Annotated in this window: 8 protein-coding genes; 3 read left to right on the forward strand and 5 right to left on the reverse strand. The window is 60.1% G+C overall.

What is annotated here, in order from left to right:
* Window positions 1–94 precede the first annotated feature (94 nt).
* A complete protein-coding gene (locus QLG12_RS06185) occupies window positions 95–439 on the reverse strand; it encodes a hypothetical protein (protein WP_282474132.1) in 345 nt (114 codons plus the stop codon).
* Window positions 436–13,488 carry a hemagglutinin repeat-containing protein gene (locus tag QLG12_RS06190; RefSeq protein ID WP_282474133.1) on the reverse strand — a complete coding sequence of 4,351 codons (13,053 nt, stop codon included), beginning with the start codon at window positions 13,486–13,488 and terminating at the stop codon, window positions 436–438. Before QLG12_RS06190 ends, QLG12_RS06185 begins: the two co-directional genes overlap by 4 nt.
* Window positions 13,489–13,901: 413 nt before the next feature.
* Between QLG12_RS06190 and QLG12_RS06195 the strand changes: the two genes are divergently transcribed.
* Genes QLG12_RS06195 through QLG12_RS06205 form a run of 3 tightly spaced genes read left to right on the forward strand, consistent with a single transcriptional unit; the run spans window position 13,902 to window position 19,365 of the window.
* Window positions 13,902–15,146, forward strand: a complete 1,245-nt coding sequence (locus QLG12_RS06195; protein ID WP_282474134.1) for an exonuclease SbcCD subunit D C-terminal domain-containing protein — start codon at window positions 13,902–13,904, stop codon at window positions 15,144–15,146.
* A complete protein-coding gene (locus QLG12_RS06200; RefSeq protein WP_282474135.1) occupies window positions 15,143–18,784 on the forward strand; it encodes an AAA family ATPase in 3,642 nt (1,213 codons plus the stop codon). The genes QLG12_RS06195 and QLG12_RS06200 overlap by 4 nt, the downstream gene beginning before the upstream one ends.
* Window positions 18,781–19,365 (forward strand): glutathione S-transferase, encoded by a 585-nt coding sequence (locus QLG12_RS06205; RefSeq protein WP_197868040.1) that lies wholly within the window; start codon window positions 18,781–18,783, stop codon window positions 19,363–19,365. The genes QLG12_RS06200 and QLG12_RS06205 overlap by 4 nt, the downstream gene beginning before the upstream one ends.
* Window positions 19,366–19,370: 5 nt before the next feature.
* On the opposite strand, the gene QLG12_RS06210 is transcribed toward QLG12_RS06205, so the two are convergent.
* The 3 genes from QLG12_RS06210 to QLG12_RS06220 all read right to left on the reverse strand — a co-directional run bounded on the left by QLG12_RS06210 (window position 19,371) and on the right by QLG12_RS06220 (window position 20,272).
* A complete protein-coding gene (locus tag QLG12_RS06210) occupies window positions 19,371–19,628 on the reverse strand; it encodes a hypothetical protein (RefSeq protein WP_197868041.1) in 258 nt (85 codons plus the stop codon).
* Entirely contained in the window at window positions 19,625–19,837 is a 213-nt protein-coding gene (locus QLG12_RS06215; protein WP_236195421.1) for a hypothetical protein, read from the reverse strand. Before QLG12_RS06215 ends, QLG12_RS06210 begins: the two co-directional genes overlap by 4 nt.
* A gap of 255 nt (window positions 19,838–20,092) precedes the next feature.
* A complete protein-coding gene (locus QLG12_RS06220) occupies window positions 20,093–20,272 on the reverse strand; it encodes a hypothetical protein (RefSeq protein ID WP_064380406.1) in 180 nt (59 codons plus the stop codon).
* Window positions 20,273–20,328 lie beyond the last annotated feature (56 nt).

Raw genomic sequence — 20,328 nt, forward strand, 5'->3', positions numbered from 1 at the left:
GGCTGAGGTCAGGAAAAACGGGCATGCTAAACATGTTAAGTAAGTGCCATTCGGGGCAGATTTATTTAATCAAATAAATCTGCCCCCCTTTTACTCACACTTCCGAACGAACAAGATCAATGGCAGCCATCAGCTTTCTTCGCTCTCCCTTGGATAGCTTTTTTCGAATATAACTTTCAACCGACCACACTTCGACTAATGGACCGTTCGACATTCCGCTCACTGAGCGAGGAATTTCAATAATCGCTAACCGTGAAGCGTCAACAAGCACCCAGTAAATATCTTCGGCCTGCTCAGGAATCCAGTCTAGGACAAACGCGATATTTATGGTTGGAAAACTCTCCTGCATTACCCTTAGCAATTCGGTATTCGTCTGCCCCGAAAACAGCGACTCCTTGGACTCCAGCAACTCCTTTTTCAGTTTTTCATCCGAAATCATTCCAGCACTCCCGGAAACGCCGTAACCAAATTACCAAATTTGTCAGTCATGACGGTCATTATTTGAGTGCCTTTACCGTCATTGAATTTATCTGTCCCAATCTCTCTGCCGACATTAACTTCACGCACATATCGTTCCCCCTGCTTGCTCTCAACTATTCTCGTTATCGGCGTGCCTATCACCGTTTTGCTCTGCAAAAGCGTACGAATTTCGGCTTCACTGAGAGAAAACTGGCTAGCATTCGACTTACCTGAAAGATGACGAGAAATCAAATGCTCCATGCCGGAGTTTTTTAAATTGACACGAGTTTTCACTCGACCTGGAATGATAGGTAATGTTGGCCCCTTATCACTCTCTAGATGTGGCTTACCAGGTCCTGGGCCGCCACTTACACCCAAAATTCGGCCGCCGGCCTTGATGCCTAAGCCGGTAACCCCATCCAAAACAGCACCAAGTAGAAACTTGGTAGCCATCACGTATGGATCCCCCTTTAACGTGCTGTCAGGGTTCGACTTGTCGCTCTCGTGAAGGTACCTCATGTCATCCGGAGTACGACCCGTCACCCTGGCTGCCAACGCAATAGCTGCGTTCTCCATAGCCTCATCGTATTGTTCTTTGACTAGGCCTTTCAGCGCGCTCGCCGTCACAGTTACGACCAGCTTGAACGGCCCCATCAATGCCTGGATCGATAGCGAGATGGCCATAAGTTGCTCTGGCGGAACTTTGCCCGCAAGCTTTAACGCAGTAACAACCGGGGCGAGTAATGCCTCACCCGCATTTCGAGGAAGGTCATCGGTGAACGTTGTACCGATTTCAAGAAGCTGTCCCGGTTTCCAGCCATCCTGTTGATTCAACTTACACGTATTGTTTTTGATGCAGTCCTGCAGCTTGCCATCGTAGATCGCGGCTTGAGCCTCAAAATCGACAAGCGCCTGGACGATTTTAGGATCAAGGGTTTCCAGTATTTCTGGATCAAGCCCGGCGCGAACCAGATTCTTGGTAATGGTGAGCGCGCGTTTCTCTCCAAACTTTTTAATTAAGCCTTTCGAAACATCATCAGCTTCTACGTGCTGAGCCTGAATATCATTCCAGACATTATCTATGGAGCTCAAAATCAGAGCTATCTGGGCCGCTTGATCCTTTTGATTCTGGGTAAAGTCAGCAACGCTCTTTTCCCAGTTTTCTAGCGTGGTAATTGGGTGTCTTACTGCATCAATTGAACTACTGCTGACATACAGATCCGTACGATGCTCTTCATCCTTGGTGACCTCGTAGGCCTTATTCACATCCCGATTCAGCCCGACCGTGGAATCCTGTCCGGTGACCTTGTCGTTGCGAACGATGATCTGGCCCGCGCCGACGGTGGCATTGAGGGTCTGCTCACGATCCTTGTCGTATTTGTAGCCTTCCACCGCCCAGCTTTTCTTGGCCTCCCCCTCCATGCCTTTGTTGGGCTTATCGGCTTGGGCATCACCGCCCGGGCTATAACTGCCGCTGACATTGAGGTAGTAACCGTGCTCGTTGTCCTTGCCGGTGATGTTGCGGTAGCCGAGGGTTCCGGTGTCGAGCTTCAGGTTGCCGTTATCAGCCGTGATGACCGCACCGTCCAGCTGCGTGTGGTCCTGGGTGCGGATATCGACTTTGCTCTTGCCATTGATGACCGTCTGGTTTTCGACCCAGTTGGTTTTACCGGTGGTTTTGCCGTAGCCAACGGAACCGCTCGCACCATAGAAAGAGCCGGTAATACTCAAGTCGAGTTCTTGTCCGCTGACCTTGCCGGTGTTCGGCACCGACGTCACGGTGAGGTTTCGCCCGACATCGCCGATGACTTCATCACCACGCAGCGTGGCGCCCGCGATGTTGGTGTCGCCCTTGCTCTCGAAACTCAGTTTGTTACCGGCGTACAGATAGGCTTCCTGCTGCTTGACACCCTCACTATTGAGGTCACCGATCCCCACATTCGCCGAGCCATAGATGCCGAAACCTTGCTGGCCAAAGATGATGCCGCCCTCGGCCCCCCAGCTGCGTCGATCATTCGAGCTGCTGTAGGCGTTCTGTGACGACAGGATGTTCAGGTCATTGCCGGCCTTAAGCTTGATGTCACGCTCTGCGGTGACCTGGGTACCCACCAGTGTCAGATCGTTTTTTGCATCCAGATTGATGCTGCCGCCAGCATTCAACTGAGCGGTCGTCGAAGTCCCCTGCGCGGACTCGCCTACGTTACCGGCGTTGCTGACCCCTACACCGAGTTTGAAGCCGCCGGTGGTGCCGCCTTTCACGCCGCCTTTGCTTTGGGTCGAATGATCCTCGGCGTTCTCGGAACCGTGGGCCACATCGAACCGGATGTCTTTGCCCTTGACGTTGATGTCACGCCCGGCATTGAACTGGCTGCCGCTCACATTGACGTTGTTCCCTGCATCAACGGTGATGTCGCCTCCCGCCGACAATGTCGACGGACGTTGAGTCACCGAGGTCTGCGTGCTGCTGGAACTGACGCTGGAAGCACCGGCATGTCCGTCAAACTTAGGCCCGCTGAAGAATTGATCGAGGGTATCGACCGACTTCAGCACGCTGGAGCCCTTGCTGACCCCGTCCTCACCCTTGCCCGTGCCTTTGAGGCCGTCAATGGTGTTGCCGATGTTGTAGGCAACCGTCGTGGTCGTCCCGTTGCGTTTCACGCTGTCACGAATGGTGACTTCGCTGGCTTCTTCCTTGGCATCGATATTGATGTCGCGGTCGGCCTTAAGCCGGATATTGTTTCCCGCCGTAAAATCGGAGCCTTGCTGGTTGATGTCACGACCGGCATTTACATTGAGGTTCATCCCGGCATCGATGGAGCTACCGGCAGCGGTGTAGCCACTGCTGTCGACACCGTGTTTGATCGTCTCGTTACCGACAAACGTAGTGAATCCATTGTTGTCGATGGTCTGTTTGATGCCGTAGCTCTTGTCGGTTTTCCACTCATTGCTGCGTTGCTTATCGATCGACGCGACCACGTTGACATCGCGTCCGGCGTCAAGCGAAGCGTTGTTATCGGCACTGATGCCGCTGCCGATGATGTTGATGTCACGGGCCGCATTGAGAATTGCATCGTGACCGGCATTTACCTGACTGCCGACACTGTTGGAGCTGATGACCTCGCGCCCGTTTTTGTGCGATGCATTGAGCGTGATGTCAGCTCCCGCACCCGGCGTGCCCGCGAACAGACCGATGGTGTCCTTGAGCGACAGGCCCAGCTTTTTCTTGTACTCCTCGGCGCGGCTGTAGGCCTGATCGTCGGCTGACGACAGGGTGATGTCGCCTTCCTTGTCCACCAGCCCCGCGTGCAGCTCGGCATCGTTATCGGCATTGATCTGGCTGGCGTTCAGACGCACATCGCGTCCAGCCAGCACCACTGCGTCCCGGCCGGCGTTGAGTTCGCTGCCAATCTGGGTGACGGTGGTCTGCAGCTGGCTCTTGCCGCTGCTGGACATGCCGAACAGCCCGGTCTTGGTTTTCTTGCTGTAGTTGCCTGCCTCTTCAGTGGCGGAGAGCACGGCCACGTCTTTGGTCGCACCGACCACCAGGTCATTACCTGCCTTCAACTGGCTGCCGATGATGGTGACGTTGCGTCCACCATCGAGACTGACCGAGCCATCCTCATCCTTGGATGTGTTGACGGTGAGGTCGTGGCCCGCCTCGATCACCGAGGCGACGTTCTCGCTTTCATAGCTTTGGCGCTCGGTCGTCTTGCTACGCCCGAACGAACCTTTTTTCTTCTTGTAGTAGTAGGACGAACTCTCGTCCTTGGCGGAAGCAACCGTGATGTCCTGAACCGCATCCAGGCTGACGTTTTCCTCGGCCTTGATACGACTGGCGATGATGCCCAGATCATTGCCCGCGTTCAGCGCGATATCGCGTCCGGCGTTCAGCACGGATGCTTGTTGAGTGATGCTGTGGGTTTCGTTGGCGAACCTCTTGCCACGCGCAACGTAGCCGCTTTCATTGGCCGCCGAGGTGATGATGATGTCGTTACCGGAATCGATACTCAGATCCCGCTTCGCATCCAGCCGACTGCCCACAACCGCCACATCACGATCGGCACTGATCGTCAGATCCCGCCCGGACTTCACTTCAGCGCCATGCTGGGTAATGGTCTGATTGAGGAAGCTACTGCCCCGCCCTGTGGTGCTGCGATCCTGAACCGAGGTGATGTTGACGTCGCGATCGGCGTCGAGCGTCATGTCACGGCCGCTTTGCAGCACACCGCCGATGTTGTTGATGTCTTTGCCGGATTTGATCGTCAGGTCATTGGCTGCTTCGATCCGCGCGGCATTATTTAGATAGTCGCGGTGGTACACATTGCCACCGCCACTGACATCGACACTGGTCACGTCACGCTGGTTGATCACGCTGCCGTTGGTGGCGGTCAGGCTGACATCCTTGCCGGAGATAATGCCGCCGGACTTGTTGATGATGTCGTTGCCGGCCTTGAGGGTCAGGCGTTCGCCGGCTTCGATCAGGCCGGTGTTGGTGAGGTTGTTGCCGGCCTCGGCCGACAAATTGTTGGAGGCACGCAGGGTGCCGGCGTTGTTCAGGTCGCCACCGGCGATCAGGGTCACGTCACCGCCCTGGATCAGCGCGCCGTTCGGCGCCAGACGGTTGTTGGCCTGGGCCAGGTACAGCACCGGCACCAGCACCTTTTCACCGTTCACTTCGTGCTCTTCGAGCCAGACGATGTCGTGGGTCAGCGCCGCCACTTGCTGAGCCGTCAGGGTCACGCCGAGGGACAGATTGAGCTGATCCTTGCTGGCGACCGCATTGTTCATCAGGTACTTGAACATCGCTTCGTCGGAGGTCTGGCCGTCGATGAAACGCTGGCCGGTGCGGGCGACCACGGCCTGCTGCACCATGCGCTGCTCGAACAGGCCGTCACCCAGGCGTTTGGCGCTGGTGTCGGGGTCGTAGCCGAGCTTGCCCAGCAGGTAGTCCGAGCTCATGAACTGCTTGAGGTTGGTCAGCGCCGGGTTGGTTTCGATCAGGTACTTGTGCGGGTTGGAGCGCACGCTGGTGTCGGGCAGGCCCTGTACGCGTGGTACGTCGAACGAAACCTGGCCACGGTTGGGCGCCAGTACGCCGACCGGGCCGTCACCGGCGACCGCGTTGACGTTGATCAGCACGGTCTTGTCGTTGAGGTTCAGCGACGGACGCGAGGCCAGTGTCAGGTCACGCTTGTTCGTCGAGACCGGATCATTCTGGTCGAACTGCAGTTGGGTAGTCGGTCTGGCGGGCATGCCGTCCGAGCGCTGGGTGGAGCTGGCAGCGATGGTGCCGATGGTCCAGTCGCGACCGGCTACAAGGTTTTGTTCACTACCGTCCTTGCTGCTCAGATGAAACAGGCCGTTGTTGCCGGTTGGCAGGGTAAAACCCGGGAGAGCCAGCGGGTTGACCTGTTGTTGGGCAAGGTCCGGTGGCAACTGGGAATTGATGCGGATGACCGTCGGGATTACCTGGCCACCCAGTTGAGTGGAGCCCAGACGAGAGGCGCCGCCCGCCGATGCGTTGCCGTTGCGAACGACGCCGTTGTCCAGTTTGTTTGTTGCGTTGATGTAGACGGTGCCGCCTGCCTGGACTACTGCGTTGGCGTTTGCAGTCGGGCTGCGTTCAACGATGGTATCCCTGAAATACGCTGCATTCTTGGCGGCGTCAGGTGCCTCTACTCGTACCCCGTCATTGTAGTGGGGCGCTGGAATGTAGAACTTGCCGTCATAATCGAGATGGAATGAACCGAATGCGATATATCGAGCCGCCTCATTACCCGCCGTACGACTGCGCACACGCGTCAACGATTCAACCTCATTGACGTTCCAGACATGCAGGTTGGGTCTGGCAAATGCACCTTGCCCCGCGATATAGCCGAGCTCCCCGGAATCGTAATCCGGATCGTTAGCCGCGTTGTAACTCAAGACTGCTTCCCAGAATCTCGGGTCTTTGGGAGCGTTGAACCAACGGGTAACGGTGTATTCACCGACAGACGCCCCCTGGTTGGTAAAGTTCTGGACATTAAGCGTCAGGTTGCTGCCCGCGCTGACCACGGAGGCGTTGTTTATAAACTCGCGGCCATTGCCGGTCAGGTTTCGACCTGCCGTCAAAGTGCCCGAAGCCGAGTCCTTAACAATGGTTGACTTGTAGTTTTCAACCCAGACCATATGACTCGGGGAACCTTCACCTTCACTGAACTCACCGAAAGAAGTACAGCTGTAGCACCGAACACCAATCGCCCCGGAGATCAACCCGCCCCCGGCAGCCACCTCAAACACATCCTTGCGGTTCTCGATGTGATCCGCCGCCAGGCTCAGGTCACCAGTGCTCTCGATGGTCCCGGAAATGTTGTTGATCGAGGAACTCCAGCCATTGCTGTCGTCCCGGGCGATGCTGATGTTGCCGATGCCGTAGATGTCGGCATAACGGTTGGTCAACGTACCGACCCGCAACGCCATGTCATCGCCGCTGAAGATCAGCCCGTTCTGGTTCAGCAGGGAATTGCTGTTGATCCGCAGCTTTCCACCGCCACCAAGAGTGCCGTTGTTGACCAGAGAATCGGCATTGACAGTCAGTCGATCAGCCGAGGTGAGGCGCCCGAGGTTGGTCAGGCTGCCGCGACTGGTGATCGTGGACTCAGAGGCGCCGGTGATGCTCGCCGCGGCAGTCACATCTATCTGCGAAGCGGTGAGGCCCATAGTGCCAACGCTACTGATCCGGCCATTCCCGCCGTAGCTACCACCCAGTTGGATATCCATCCCGCTATCACTGGCAATCAACCCGTCGTTGTACCAGTTCACCCCGCGCCCGGTGAGCTGGTTCGAGGCCAGCACCTGGCCGCTGGCCGTTTGCGTGAAGTTGTTGATGTTGAGTGTCAGGCGCCCGGCCTGAATCACGCTGCTGTTGGTCCAGCTGTCGGCGTTGAGGGTCAGGCCGCCACGAGTCACCAGCGAGCCGCCGGCGTTCATCACGTTGGCGGTGGAGATGTCGAACTCGCCCACGCCCACGTGAGTGACCGACCCACCGGCGTTAAGGAAACTCGGCGCTGCCAGAGTGAAATGAGTGTTGGCGGTTTCCACCAGGCCGTTGCGGTTATCGAACAGGCTGCCGATCTGGAAGTCAGTCTTGCCGCTGGTTCCGAGGGCGCGCAGTTTGCCGCCCTGGTTGTCGAGGTTGGTGGCACGCACAGCCAGGGTGCCGGCGCTTTCGATCAGACCACCACGGTTGGTCAAACTCGTGCCCGCACCGAGGTCGATAACGCTGCCGCTGACCTGGCCGGCATTGTTGTTCATCGAGCCGGCGCTGACTTTTACCTGGCCTTTGGCGTAGATGCCGCCGCCGCTGGTGTCGAGCGCATTGACGCCGGCATCCAGCAGGATGTCGCCACTGTTGGCAGCGATGCGGCCGCCGTCGCTGTAGATGCCGCCGAGTGCGCGCAGGTCGAGGCGGCTGCCTTCGATCTTGCCGCCCTGGCCGTTGCGTAATACACCGGTCAGACGGGTTTGCAGCAAGCCCTTGAGACTGGACAGCACCCCGCCCCGACTGTCGAGGCTGGCGGCGGTGATGTTCAGGTCACCGGTCTGGGCGATGAGTTTACCGCCCTGGTTGTCGATGGCCCCGGTGCCGGTGTTCACGGTCAGCGCGGTGAAACTCTGCACCGCGCCTTTGCCGTTGTTCAGCGCGGCGGCGGTCAGGTTGACGGCGGCATCGCGGCTGGAGATCAGGCCGTCGGCGTTGTTGTGCAGGGTGCCGTCGGTCTTGAGGTCGAGTTGGCCGTTGGCCGAAATCGTGCCGCCCGCGCTGTTGTTCAGGTCACCGTGGGTCAACAGGTCGAGCAGGCTCTGGCTGATCAACTGGCCACCGCGGTTGTCGACGCTGGCCGAGCGCTTGATCACCAGCGGCCCGGTGCTGCCGAGCGCGCCGTTGACGTTGATCAGGGCACCGAGCAGGTCGAGGGTGACGCAGTCCTTGCCGACCAGACTGCCGCCGCTGTTGTCCAGTTGCGTACCGGTGAAGGTCAGCGCTTTGCTGGCCGTGATCCGGCCACCGGCGTTGTTCAGGGTGGCCGCGCGAACATCGAGGGTGTCGCCGCTTTCAATGAAACCACCGGCGCCGTTGCTGATCGTGCCGCCGGTGAAGGTCAGGGTCTGTTTGCCACCGCTGGTGACGGTGCCACTGGTGTTGTCCAGGCGGGTGGCCTTGATGGTCACCTCGCCGATGCCGCCCAGCCCGCCGTTGCTGTGGTTGATCAACGCACCGCTGAGGTCGATGTTCAGGTTGCCGAGCAGGCTGGAGACGCTGCCTTCCTGACTGTTGTCGAGGGTGCCACCATTGACGGTCACGCCCTTCCAGCCAGAGATCAGACCGCCCTGGTTCTTCAGCTCCGACGCGGTGAGGGTCAGTTGATCGTTGCTGATCAGGTTGCCGCCGCGGTTGTCCAGACTGTTACCGGTGAGGCTGAAACTGTTGACGCTGGAGATTTCACCTTTCTGGTTATTCAGGGCACGCAGCGTGGCGATGCTCAGCACGCCCTTGCTGTTGATCACGCCGTTCTGGTTATTGAGGTCACGCAGGTGGGCAATGCTCAGCAGGCCTGTGCTGCTGATCATGCCGTCCTGGTTGTTCAGGTCCTGAGCGGTAGTGCCCAGGTCAATGGCCAGGCCGGCAATGCCCACCAGCGTGCCGCCCTGGTTGTCCAGACCGGTGCTATTAAGCGTCAATTGTTGCGCCGCCTTGATGCTGCCTTTGTTGCGGTTGCTCAAGAGGCCGTCGACGGTCACCTCGAGATCGCTGTCGCTCAGCAACACGCCACCATCGCTGTTATCCAGGCTCGCCGCCCGGATTTGCAACGCGGCGGCGGCGATCTTGCCCTTGATCGAGGTCAGGGCCTTGTCGATGGTCAAGGTGAGTTTCTGGTTGCTCAGCATCTGGCCGCCGCTGTTGTCCAGCGACGTGGCGATCAGGTCGAAGGCCTGCTCGCTCGAAATCTCGCCGCCCCGGTTGTTCACCTCACCGAGTTTTTTCAGCAGCAATTGGCCCGGTGCCGTGATGAAGCCGTCCTGGTTGTTCAGCGCACCGCCTTTCAGATCAAGACTCAGGTTGCCGGTACTGAACAGTTTGCCACCCTGCTGATCGAGCCCCTTGAGGTTGGCCACCAGAGCATTGGCCGCGCCGATGCTGCCGCCAGTATTGGTCACTTGATCTGCGTTCAACTCCAGTCGATCGGCCGAGTAAATGCTGCCCTGACTGTTGTTGAGGTCACCGGTGTTGATGTTCAGGCCGGTCTTGCTGCTGATGACACCCTTTTGCTGGTTATCCAGCGCACTGCTGTTGATCGTCAGCGCGGTGTCGGTGAGCAGTTTGCCGCCCTGGTTGCTGACGGCGCCTCGGGTGTCGACCGTGAGGTTTTTGGCGCTGGAGAGCGTGCCGCCGTTGTTGCTCAGGCTTTGGGCATTGATCGCCAGTGCGCCTTCGCTGATCAGGCTGCCCTGATTGTTGTTCAGGTCCGATGACAGGGTGATCGCCAGGTCTTTGCCGCTGCTCAGACGACCGCTGTTTTCCAGGGTCTGCCCGGTCAGTGTGAGACCGCTGTCGCCGCTCATCAGGCCCTTGTTGTGGTTGATGACCTGGCCCACCGTCAGCGCCAGATTGCCGCCGGCAGCGATGTAGCCGCTGTCGCTGTTGTCGAGCCAGGCGCCAATCAGGCTCACACCGGCCTTGCTCGACAGCTCACCGCTGCGGTTGTCGACGCGGTCAACGGTGAGTGTCAGCGCTTTTGTAGACCCCACCAGACCTTCCTGACGGTTGTCCAGCAGGGCCGCCGTGACGCGCAGGCCATCGTCCGCGATGACCACGCCGGCCTGGTTGTCGAACAGGTCGGTCACGGTCAGGTCGACCTCGCCGCGCCCACGGATTTCGCCGCCGGTGTTGTCCAGGCTGGCGCTGCGGCTGTCGAGGCCGGCAGAGGTAATCAGGCCCTTGATGTTGCTCAAGGCCTGATCGACAACCAGCGTCAGCTTCTGGTTGCTCAGCAACTTGCCGCCGTCGTTGTTCAGGCTTTGCGCATTCAGGCTCCAGGCATTCGCACCGGAAATTTCACCTGCGCTGTTGTTCACCTCGGCGAGGTTTTTCAGCAGCAGCTGACCCGGCGTGTGCAGGTTGCCGCGCTGGTTGTTCAACAAGCCATGGTTCATGTCCAGCGTCAGGTCAGCGTTGCTGAACAGCTCGCCGCCATCCTGCTCCAGCGAAGTGACCGACACGTCGAGTTGCTGCTGGCTGCCGATGCGCCCGCCGGAGTTGTCCAGGTGGGCGGCTTTCAGCTGCAGGGTGCCGTCGGTGGCCAGGCTGCCTTCATGACGGTTCTTGAATTCACCGGTGGTCAGCGTCGAATCGGCCTTGGCGCTGATGATGCCCTGGTCGCTGTTGTCGAGGCTTCCGCTGTTGAACACCAGGCCTTTTTGCGAGGCGATCAGACCGCCCTGGTTCATCACTGCGCCGGTCGAGGTCAATGCCATCGCCTCAAGGCTCGACAGTTTGCCCAGACGATTGTCGAGGCTGCCGGCCTTGAGAGTCAGCCGTCCTTCGCTGCTGACCAGACCGCCCTGGTTGTCCATGGCTTCATCGAAGGTCAGTTGCAGATCCGCCTGGCTGACGATCCGCCCGCCGACGTTGCTCAAACCAATGCCACTGAGCGTGCTCGCACCCTTGCTGAAAATCAGGCCGTTGGTGGCGTTGATGATCTGCGCGACCTTCAGGCCCAGCGTGGTGTCGGACAACACCTTGCCGCCTTCGCTGTTATCCAGACGCGCACCGTTGACCAACAGCGCTTGCTGGCTGGACAACGAACCGCCGCGGTTGTCGATCTGCTCGACATTCACGGTCAGGTTTTTCAGCGAGCCAACCAGGCCGTCCTGGCGGTTGTCGAGGTTTTTGCCGGTGAGCAGCAAATTGCCTTCGGCGACCAGTTCACCGCCCTGCTGGTTCAGGGTGTCGATGTTGGCGTCGATATCGGCCTTGCCGGAAATTCGCCCGGCAGCGTTGTTCACTTCGCCGGCCTTGAGCGTCATCAGCCCGGTCGAGGTCAGCAGGCCGCCATTGCGGTTGTCCAGCGTGCGGCCTTCAAAAGTCAGTGCCGCTTTGCTTTCGAGCCGGCCCTTGTCGCGGTTGTCCAGTTCGTCGACCAGCGCTTTCAGCGCCTTGTCCGAACGAATCACACCGCCACGGTTATCCGTGTTGGCACTGCTGACCGTCAGGCTGTCGAGGCCGGAAATCTTGCCGGCGCGGTTGTCCAGGCGAGTGGCCTGCACGTCCATGGCGCCGTTGGCCTGAATCAGGCCCTTGTTCTGGTTGTTCAACTGGCCGCTGATGCGGGTGGTCAGCGTGCCTTCGCTGATCAACTGGCCTTGCTGGCTGTTGTCGAGATTTTGCGCGTGCACGTTCAAGGCAGTCTTGCCACCGAGTTTGCCGGTGGCGTTGTTAATCGCTCCCGACGCGGTGATGTCCAGCATCCGCCCGGCCATCATCAGGCCGGCGACGTTATCCAGCGACGTGACGGTCAACACGGTGTCGCCCTGACTGCTCAGTTCACCGTTGCGATTGATGAGCTGTCCGACCGTGCCGGTCAGGTTGCCCGCGCTGTTGATCACGCCCTGGGTGTTGAGCACCTGACCGGCGTTGAGGTTCAGGGAGGCGCTGCCCAGCATGCGGCCGACGTTGCGGTTGTCCAGCGTGCCGGCGGCAATCCGGGTGTTCTGACCGCTGAGCGTGCCGCTCTGGTTATTCAGGGTTTGTGTGGCGTTGACCGTCAGGTTGCGGCTCGCGACCAGGCCTTTGCCACGGTTGTCGATGTTTTGCGCGCTCAGGCTCAGATCACCATTGGCATTGCGACTGCCGTCAGCATTGACCCCGGCCTCAATGGCCCCGGCGTTAGTCAGCTGACCGCCCGCACTGAGGCTGATGCTGTCCCGCGCCGCAAGCGTCTGCCGGTTGGTCAGGTCGCCCTGGGTCTGTACATTCAGCGAGGTGCCGGCGTACACCGCCGAGCGGGTTTCCAGGCCGGCGGCCTTGACGTTGACCGCGCCAGTGGCGGAGGTCTCGGCCAGGCTCAACTGGCCGTTGGCGTCGAGCTGGATGTCGCCGCCGCTGGCGATCAGTTTGCCGTCGAGTTTCACCCCGACCCCGGCCTCGGTGCCGACCAGTTTGATCGCCCCGGCGTACATCCCGCCCAGTGCCGAAGAGTCGATGGCCAGTTGCGGCTTGGCGCTGCCGTCGTCGGCGCGGGCCGTAGCATTGAGGTTGTCGGCGTTGACGTCGTTGCGCCCGGCAACGATGGTCAGGTTTTTCGCCTGGATTTCGGCGTTGATCTTTGCGCTGCGGGTGATGATTTCGAAGCGGTCGACGTTGGTTGCGTTGAGCCCGGCGCCCTCGATGGCGACGCTGCCCTGATCGACCTGGAAACGATCCAGCCGACCGCTGCCATCCAGCACCGGTTTGCCGGTGGCGAGGGTGACGCGAGGCGTGTTGATGAAACCGCAACCGTTGCAACTGATGCCGTACGGGTTGGCGACGATCACCCGTGCCGACTGCCCCGCCACTTCGGTGTAGCCGCGCAACTGGCTCGGGCTGCCACCGATGACTTCGTTGAGAATCGCCTGTGCCGAACCGCTGTTCTTCAGGTGCGGGTTGTCAACGATGTAGCCGCCCAACTGAGTGGACGAAGCCTGGTTGGAGCCGTTGTTGAGGATGACGCCCTGCGCGCTGACGTTGTAGTCATGAAACTGGTTGTGCGACAGACCAGCCCCATTGGGCGTGGCGATGTTGATGATCTGCACGCCGTTGCCGGCGCGGTCGAGCGTAGTGCCAGGGTTGGCCACCACAATGCCGTCGGCCTGGGCCCACATCGGTTGCCAGAACATGACGTTGGCCAGCAAAAACGCCAGTCCGCGCTTGGGCATACCGCAGAACTGATCACGGTTCTTTACGGCGGCAGATGGCAGGCGAGCGAGAAAGGCGAACTGACGAACGTCCATGTAAAGGTCTCAATGCACAGGCAGGATGGGCGATTTGAAGGCAGGCGCGACGATTCCGACGGGGTTGCGAATGGCGCCCGTCAGAGCAAAATCGAATAGGAAGAAAGTTGCGCAATGCGATCAAGCGTTGCCCGGATGATCACGGCAAAAGCCATGAAAGCCCGTTCGTTCCCTCGTAGCGGCACACTGATATCAAATTAGTGGCGCGATATTAGATGGCCACTATTTTGACGTCAATTAATGGTTGCAACACTCCAGCGTTGCCGACGAACGGTCATGACCCCGTTACATACTCGTTAGCTGACGTCCCCGGCCCCGGTCAGCCCTCCTGGCGCAATAATCTGTAAACTCTCCCCTCTTTCGCCGCCCTCTCATTCCGGCGGCCATCACCTCTTTATATTGCGGAGTCAGCCTTGCGTCTGTTTCACACCTCCGACTGGCACCTTGGGCAGAACCTGCACGGCCAGGAGCGCGATTTCGAGCACGCCTGTTTTCTCGAGTGGCTGCTGCGCCAATTGAAGCTGGCGCAGCCGGACGTGCTGCTGATCGCCGGCGATATCTTCGACACGGTCAATCCGCCGGTCAAAGCCCAGGAACGCCTCTACGATTTCATCGTCAGCGCCCACGAACAACAGCCGTTGCTGACCATCGTGATGATCGCCGGCAACCACGATTCCGGCTCGCGGATCGAACTGCCGGCGCCGTTGATGCGGCGTTTGCGTACCCATGCGCTGGGCCGGGTGTTGTGGCTGGACGACGGGCAGCTGGATGCGGAACGCCTGCTGTTGCCGCTGCCGGACGCCACCGGTGAAATCGCTGCATGGTGCCTGGCGCTGCCGTTCCTGCGGCCTGCCGAAGTGACCGGCGCGCATCTGGGCGACAACTATCTGCGCGGCATTGGCCAGGTGCATGAATGGCTGATCGAAGCGGCGAATGCCAAGCGTCAGCCGGGTCAGGCATTGGTCGCCATCAGCCACGCGCACATGGCCGGCGGCTCGGTGTCGGAAGACTCCGAGCGCAGCCTGATCATCGGCAACGCCGAAGCCCTGCCTGCCAGCCTGTTCGGGCCAAGCATCAGCTATGTCGCCCTCGGCCATTTGCACAAGCCGCAGAAGGTCAACGGTGAAGAACGGATTCGCTACAGCGGCTCGCCGATTCCGTTGTCGTTTTCAGAAATCAGTTATCAGCACCAGGTTCTCGACGTCGTTCTGGACGGCGAAACCCTGGTCAGCGTCGAGCCTATGCTGATCCCCCGCTCCGTAAACTTGCAGCGCCTCGGCCCTGCGCCGCTGGCCGAAATTCTGCTGCAACTGGCGGACCTGCCGAACATCGACCTCCTGGCCGAAACCCAGCGCCAACCGTGGCTGGAAGTGCGGGTGCGCCTCGACGAGCCGCAACCGGATCTGCGCCATCAGGTCGAAAGCGCCCTGCAAGGCAAGGCTGTGCGACTGGTGCGGATCGCCGCCGAATACGCTGGCAACCGTGGCGCTGACGGCGCCGAGGACAGCAGCGCGCTGATCGAGCTGGACCAGCTCACGCCGCAGGAATTGTTCAGCCGCGCCTGGCTCGACAATTACGGCAACGAGGTCGACGAGCAAACCCTCAAGGACTTCGCCGAACTGCTGCAAGACGTACAAATGGAGGGCGAGCAGCCATGAAGATTCTCGCCATTCGCTTGAAGAACCTCGCTTCGCTGGCCGGCCCTTTCGAAATCGACTTCACCGCCGAACCGCTGGCCAGCGCCGGCCTGTTCGCGATCACCGGCCCGACCGGCGCCGGTAAAAGCACTCTGCTCGATGCCTTGTGCCTGGCGCTGTTCGGCGCCGTGCCACGCCTGAACAACACCGGGCGTGACGCCAAGGTGCCGGACGCCGACGGCGAAATCGCCACCGGTGACCCGCGCACCCTGCTGCGTCGCGGCACCGGTGAAGGTTTTGCCGAAGTGGATTTTGTCGGCGTCGATGGCCGTCGCTATCGCGCGCGCTGGGAAGCCAACCGCGCCCGGGAAAAGGCGGGTGGCAAGTTGCAGGCCAGCCGTCAGAGCCTGCGCGACATCGATCAGGATCAACTGCTCGCCAGCCAGAAAGGCGAGTACAAGACTCAGCTCGAAGCCGCACTGGGCCTGAACTTCGAACAGTTCACCCGCGCCGTGCTGCTGGCCCAGAGCGAGTTCAGCGCCTTCCTCAAGGCCGATGACAACGACCGCAGCGAACTGCTGGAAAAGCTCACCGACACCGCGCTCTACACCCGCCTCGGCCGCCGCGCGTTCGACAAGACCAAAGAGGCCCGCGAAGCCCACAAGCAGTTGCAGGATCAGGCCACCGGCGTGACTCCGCTGGCCCCTGAGGCCCGCGCGGAGCTGGACGAGCGCTTCAACGCCGTCCAGCAACAACTGAAGTTGCAGCAGGCGCAGCTCAAGCAGATCGAGCAACAGCACGACTGGCTCAAGGAGCTGCTGCGGCTGCAAGACTCGCAACAAGCCGCCGCCGAACAACTGCGCAGCGCCGAGCACGAACGGGAGTCGCTGGCCGGTGAGCGTCTGAAGCTCACCCGCCTGGAACAGCTCGCCCCGCAACGGCACCAGTTCGCCCGCAAAACCGAACTGGATGCACAACTGACGCCATTGGCGGAACAGATCAATGCGCACACCCGGCAACAAGGCGAACTGGCTGAGCGCCAGACGCGACTGGAACAGGATCTCGCCGCCGCACAGATCGCCCTGACCCAGGCGCAAACGCAGTTGAGCGAAAGCGCCCCACTATTGCGCCAGGCTTTCGAGGAGCAAAGCACCCTCGCCCGCCTCGCCAAGGACGTTGCGTCCGGCGCCGAAGCGAAGCACGCCGCAGAGCAGGCCTGCACTCAGGGCCAAAGCACGATCCAGTCCCTGCTCGATCAGCAAAAACAGGTCGCCGAACGCTTGCAGCACATCGCCACCGATCTTGAGCAAAGCGCTCATCTGGCACCGTTGAGCGAAGCGTGGAATGCCTACCGCGACCGCTTGCAGCAACTGATGCTGATCGGCAATCGATTGAACAAGGGCCAAAGCGAACTGGCGTCCCTCGAAGAAAACGCCACCCGCGCCACCGAAGCGCTCGCCACGCAGAAGCAGCAGCTGGAAGTGCTGTTCAAGGAGGCCGGTGCCGAACCGGACGCCGTCGCCGAACAGATTGGCATCCTCGGCACTCTGTTGCAGGACAATCGCAAGCAACTGCGCGCCATCGAAGACCTGACGCGCCTGTGGGCCAGTCAGCAAGAGCTGGACAAGCGCAGTGCCGAACTGCAACAGCGTCAGTTCGATGCGCAACAGGAGCGCGAGCGCCTGACTCAGGACGGGGTGAAAACCAAGTCCGAGCTGACCGTCGCCGAACAGACCCTCAACGTCACCCGCGAACTGCTCGAACGCCAGCGTCTGGCCCGCAGTGCCAGTGTCGAAGAGTTGCGCGCGCAGTTGCAGGACGACCAGCCGTGCCCAGTGTGCGGCAGCAACGAGCACCCGTATCACCAGCCGGAAGCCCTGCTGCAAAGCCTCGGCCGTCACGATGAAAGCGAGCAGGCCAGCGCGCAGCAAGCCGTCGATCAACTGAAGGAAAAACTCACCGAGCTGCGCGCTGATGTCGGTGGGGTGATTGCTCGGCAAAAGGAACTGCTGCAACAGCAGGAACAACTGGCCGCCCAGCAGCAGGCGCTGACGCCGAGCATCGAGGCACATCCGCTCGCGACATCGTTGCTGAATCAGGACACTGACAAACGCACTGCGTGGCTCACCCGCCAGAATGAACAACTGAATCAGAGCATCACCCAGGACGAACAGCGCCAGACCGCCTTGCTCACGCTGCAACAGGAGGCGGCGCGCCTGACTCAGCAATTGCGTCAGGCCGAGACCGCACACCAGCAAGCGACCCAGCACCTGAGCAATCAGCAACGTGAGCTGAGCGCTGACCGCCAGCGCCTGGACGAAGAACTCGCAGCGTTTGCCACACTGCTGCCGAGCGACACCCTCGATGCCTTGCGCGCTGAACCGGCTGCGACCTTCATGCAGCTTGACCGGCAGATCGCCGAACGTCTGGCGCAAGTCGATCAGCAAAAGGAAGAGCTGGCCGAACAGCAACAACGCCAGCAGACGCTCGAGAAAGAACAGGACCGCCAACAGGGCCGTGTGCAGCAGCTGCAAAACGCTGAGCAGCAGCTCAACTCGCTGACCGCGCAACAACAGGCCAGCCAGGAAAAACTGGCGCAATTGTTGGGCGATCACAGCTGCGCCGAGCACTGGCAGCAGCAACTGGAACAGGCCGTGGAGCAGGCGCGCAACGCCGAATCCACGACGACTCAGGCGTTGCAGGACGCACGTACGCAGCGGGTGCAAATCGCCGCCGAACTGAAAGCGCAGCAAGAGCGTCTGCAAGCGCTGGAAACCGAAGATCGTGATCTGGCCGGCAAGATTGCCGACTGGCGTGGGCGCCATCCGGAACTGGATGACGGTGGCCTCGAAGAGCTACTGCGGATCGATGACGCGCAGGTCGACGAACTGCGCCAGCGCTTGCAGCACAACGAAAAAGCCGTTGAACAGGCCAAGGTGTTGTTGCAGGAACGCGATCAGCGCCTGCGCGATCATCAGGCCCAACACAACGGCAATCTGGATGCCGAACAACTCGCCAGCGCCCTCGCCGACCTGCAAAACCAGTGCACGGCCAGCGAACAGCAATGTGCCGAACTGCGCGCCGAGCAGGCCGAAGACCAGCGGCGCCAGAACGCCAATCAGGCGCTGGCGCAGCAGATCGCCGATGCCTATGCCGAGTATCAGCGCTGGGCGCGGCTCAATGCGCTGATCGGCTCGGCCACCGGCGACACCTTCCGCAAGATCGCCCAGGCCTACAACCTCGACTTGCTGGTGCATCACGCCAACGTGCAGCTGCGGCAACTGGTCAAGCGCTATCGCCTCAAGCGCGGCGGCAGCATGCTCGGCCTGCTGGTGATGGACACCGAAATGGGCGACGAACTGCGCTCGGTGCATTCGTTGTCCGGCGGCGAAACCTTCCTCGTGTCGCTGGCCCTCGCCCTGGGCCTGGCCTCGATGGCGTCGAGCACGTTGAAGATCGAATCGCTGTTCATCGACGAAGGCTTCGGCAGTCTCGATCCGGAATCCCTGCAACTGGCCATGGACGCCCTCGACGGCTTGCAGGCGCAGGGGCGCAAGGTCGCGGTGATTTCCCACGTGCAGGAAATGCACGAGCGGATTCCGGTGCAGATTCAGGTACAGCGCCAGGGCAACGGTCTGAGCACACTGGAGGTGAAATGAACACGCTGTATTCCTTCCGCCGCTGCCCGTACGCGATGCGGGCACGGATGGCCCTGCGTTATTCGGGCGTGCCGGTGGAGATCGTCGAAGTCAGTCTGAAAGCAAAACCGGCGCAGATGTTGGCGATCTCGCCCAAGGGCACGGTGCCGGTGCTGGATGCGGACGGTCAGGTGATCGATGAGAGCCTGGAAATCATGCGCTGGGCGCTGGCGCAGAATGATCCGGATGACTGGTTGCTGGGTGGTGATTCAAGGATCGCCGAGTTGATCGAAGCCAACGATCGCGTATTCAAGATTCACCTGAATCGCTACAAGTACGCCGAGCGCTATCCGGAACAGCCGATGGAGGTTTATCGGGCGGAAGGTGCTCTGTTCTTGCAGAAACTGGATGAGTTGCTCGAGGGTCGCGATTACTTGCTGGCCGGGCATCCGAGCCTGGCCGATATCGCGCTGTTGCCGTTCGTTCGCCAGTTTGCTCACGTTGATCGTGACTGGTTTGCACAGACGCCTTACGTGCGGTTGCAGGCCTGGTTGCAGCGGTTTCTGGAATCGGAGCTGTTCACCGGCATCATGAAAAAGTAGGCGCGTTACGCCAGCACTTCACACATGCCTATAGCCGAGCAATCCACTTCGAACGGGCCGAGAAAACCGCTGTGGGTTTTCACTGGTGGGTTGCCGGCCAGAAGCCCCAGCGCATTGGCCCGTTCGATGTTGTGAGCAATGCTGTGGTTGGCCTCTATGGCCCGGGCCAGTCCGCCGACCGAACCCTGGCCGAATCCCAACAGGGAAGCACCGTTGGTCATGAACGCCAGCCCGGCGATGACCCAGAGTCTGTAGCCTTTCATGCTCCGCCGACTCCCGCGAGTTCAGTTGAGCCGACCGCCGCGTTTTGCGAGCGAAGTTCGAACTGGATGCCAGGATGGGCGACGTCGATCGGTGCTTCGAAGCTGTGTTGCGACTGCGACGCCAGACTGACGAACAACACCATGACCAGGTACAGACCGATGGCCAGGTAGGCGCCGCGTTTGGCGGAAGTGATGATTGAACTGGCCATGATGTGTGCTCCGTGGACAATGTTTCGAGGTCCACAGAATCGATCAAAAAAGCCGGGGTAACCACTCAGGGTTTTCCATAGTAACCATCAGCTTCGTTGATTATTTAGCCGGTCTATCTCGCCGTTTGAAAATCGCTATCGCCGGTCGTTGCGCAGACAAAAAACTGCCCAAGGCTGCGATCTTTTGATTTTGCTTTTTGGGAAACAAGATCAAAGGATCGCAGCCTTGGGCAGTTCCAGGGCGTGACGGAAATTTCAGTGTTGAGCTTTGTGATCCAGCGCGGCGTAGAAGTTGGCGCTTTGTTGCAGGTATTTCTGGGTGTAGCTCTGGGTGTGGGCTTTTTTGTCGCTGATTTCAACGTTGGCGCTGGCTGGCAGAGCCACGGTAGCGGAGATGGCGGAAGCGGCAATTACGGAGAAGAGATTGAAGTTCATGGCGGTAACCCTCGTGTTCAGTTGGCTGGCTTGCCCGGTTGGGCCGTGAAGCAAAC

Origin of the sequence: Pseudomonas sp. V88_4 (assembly GCF_029967985.1) — a bacterium.
GTDB lineage: Bacteria > Pseudomonadota > Gammaproteobacteria > Pseudomonadales > Pseudomonadaceae > Aquipseudomonas > Aquipseudomonas glycinae.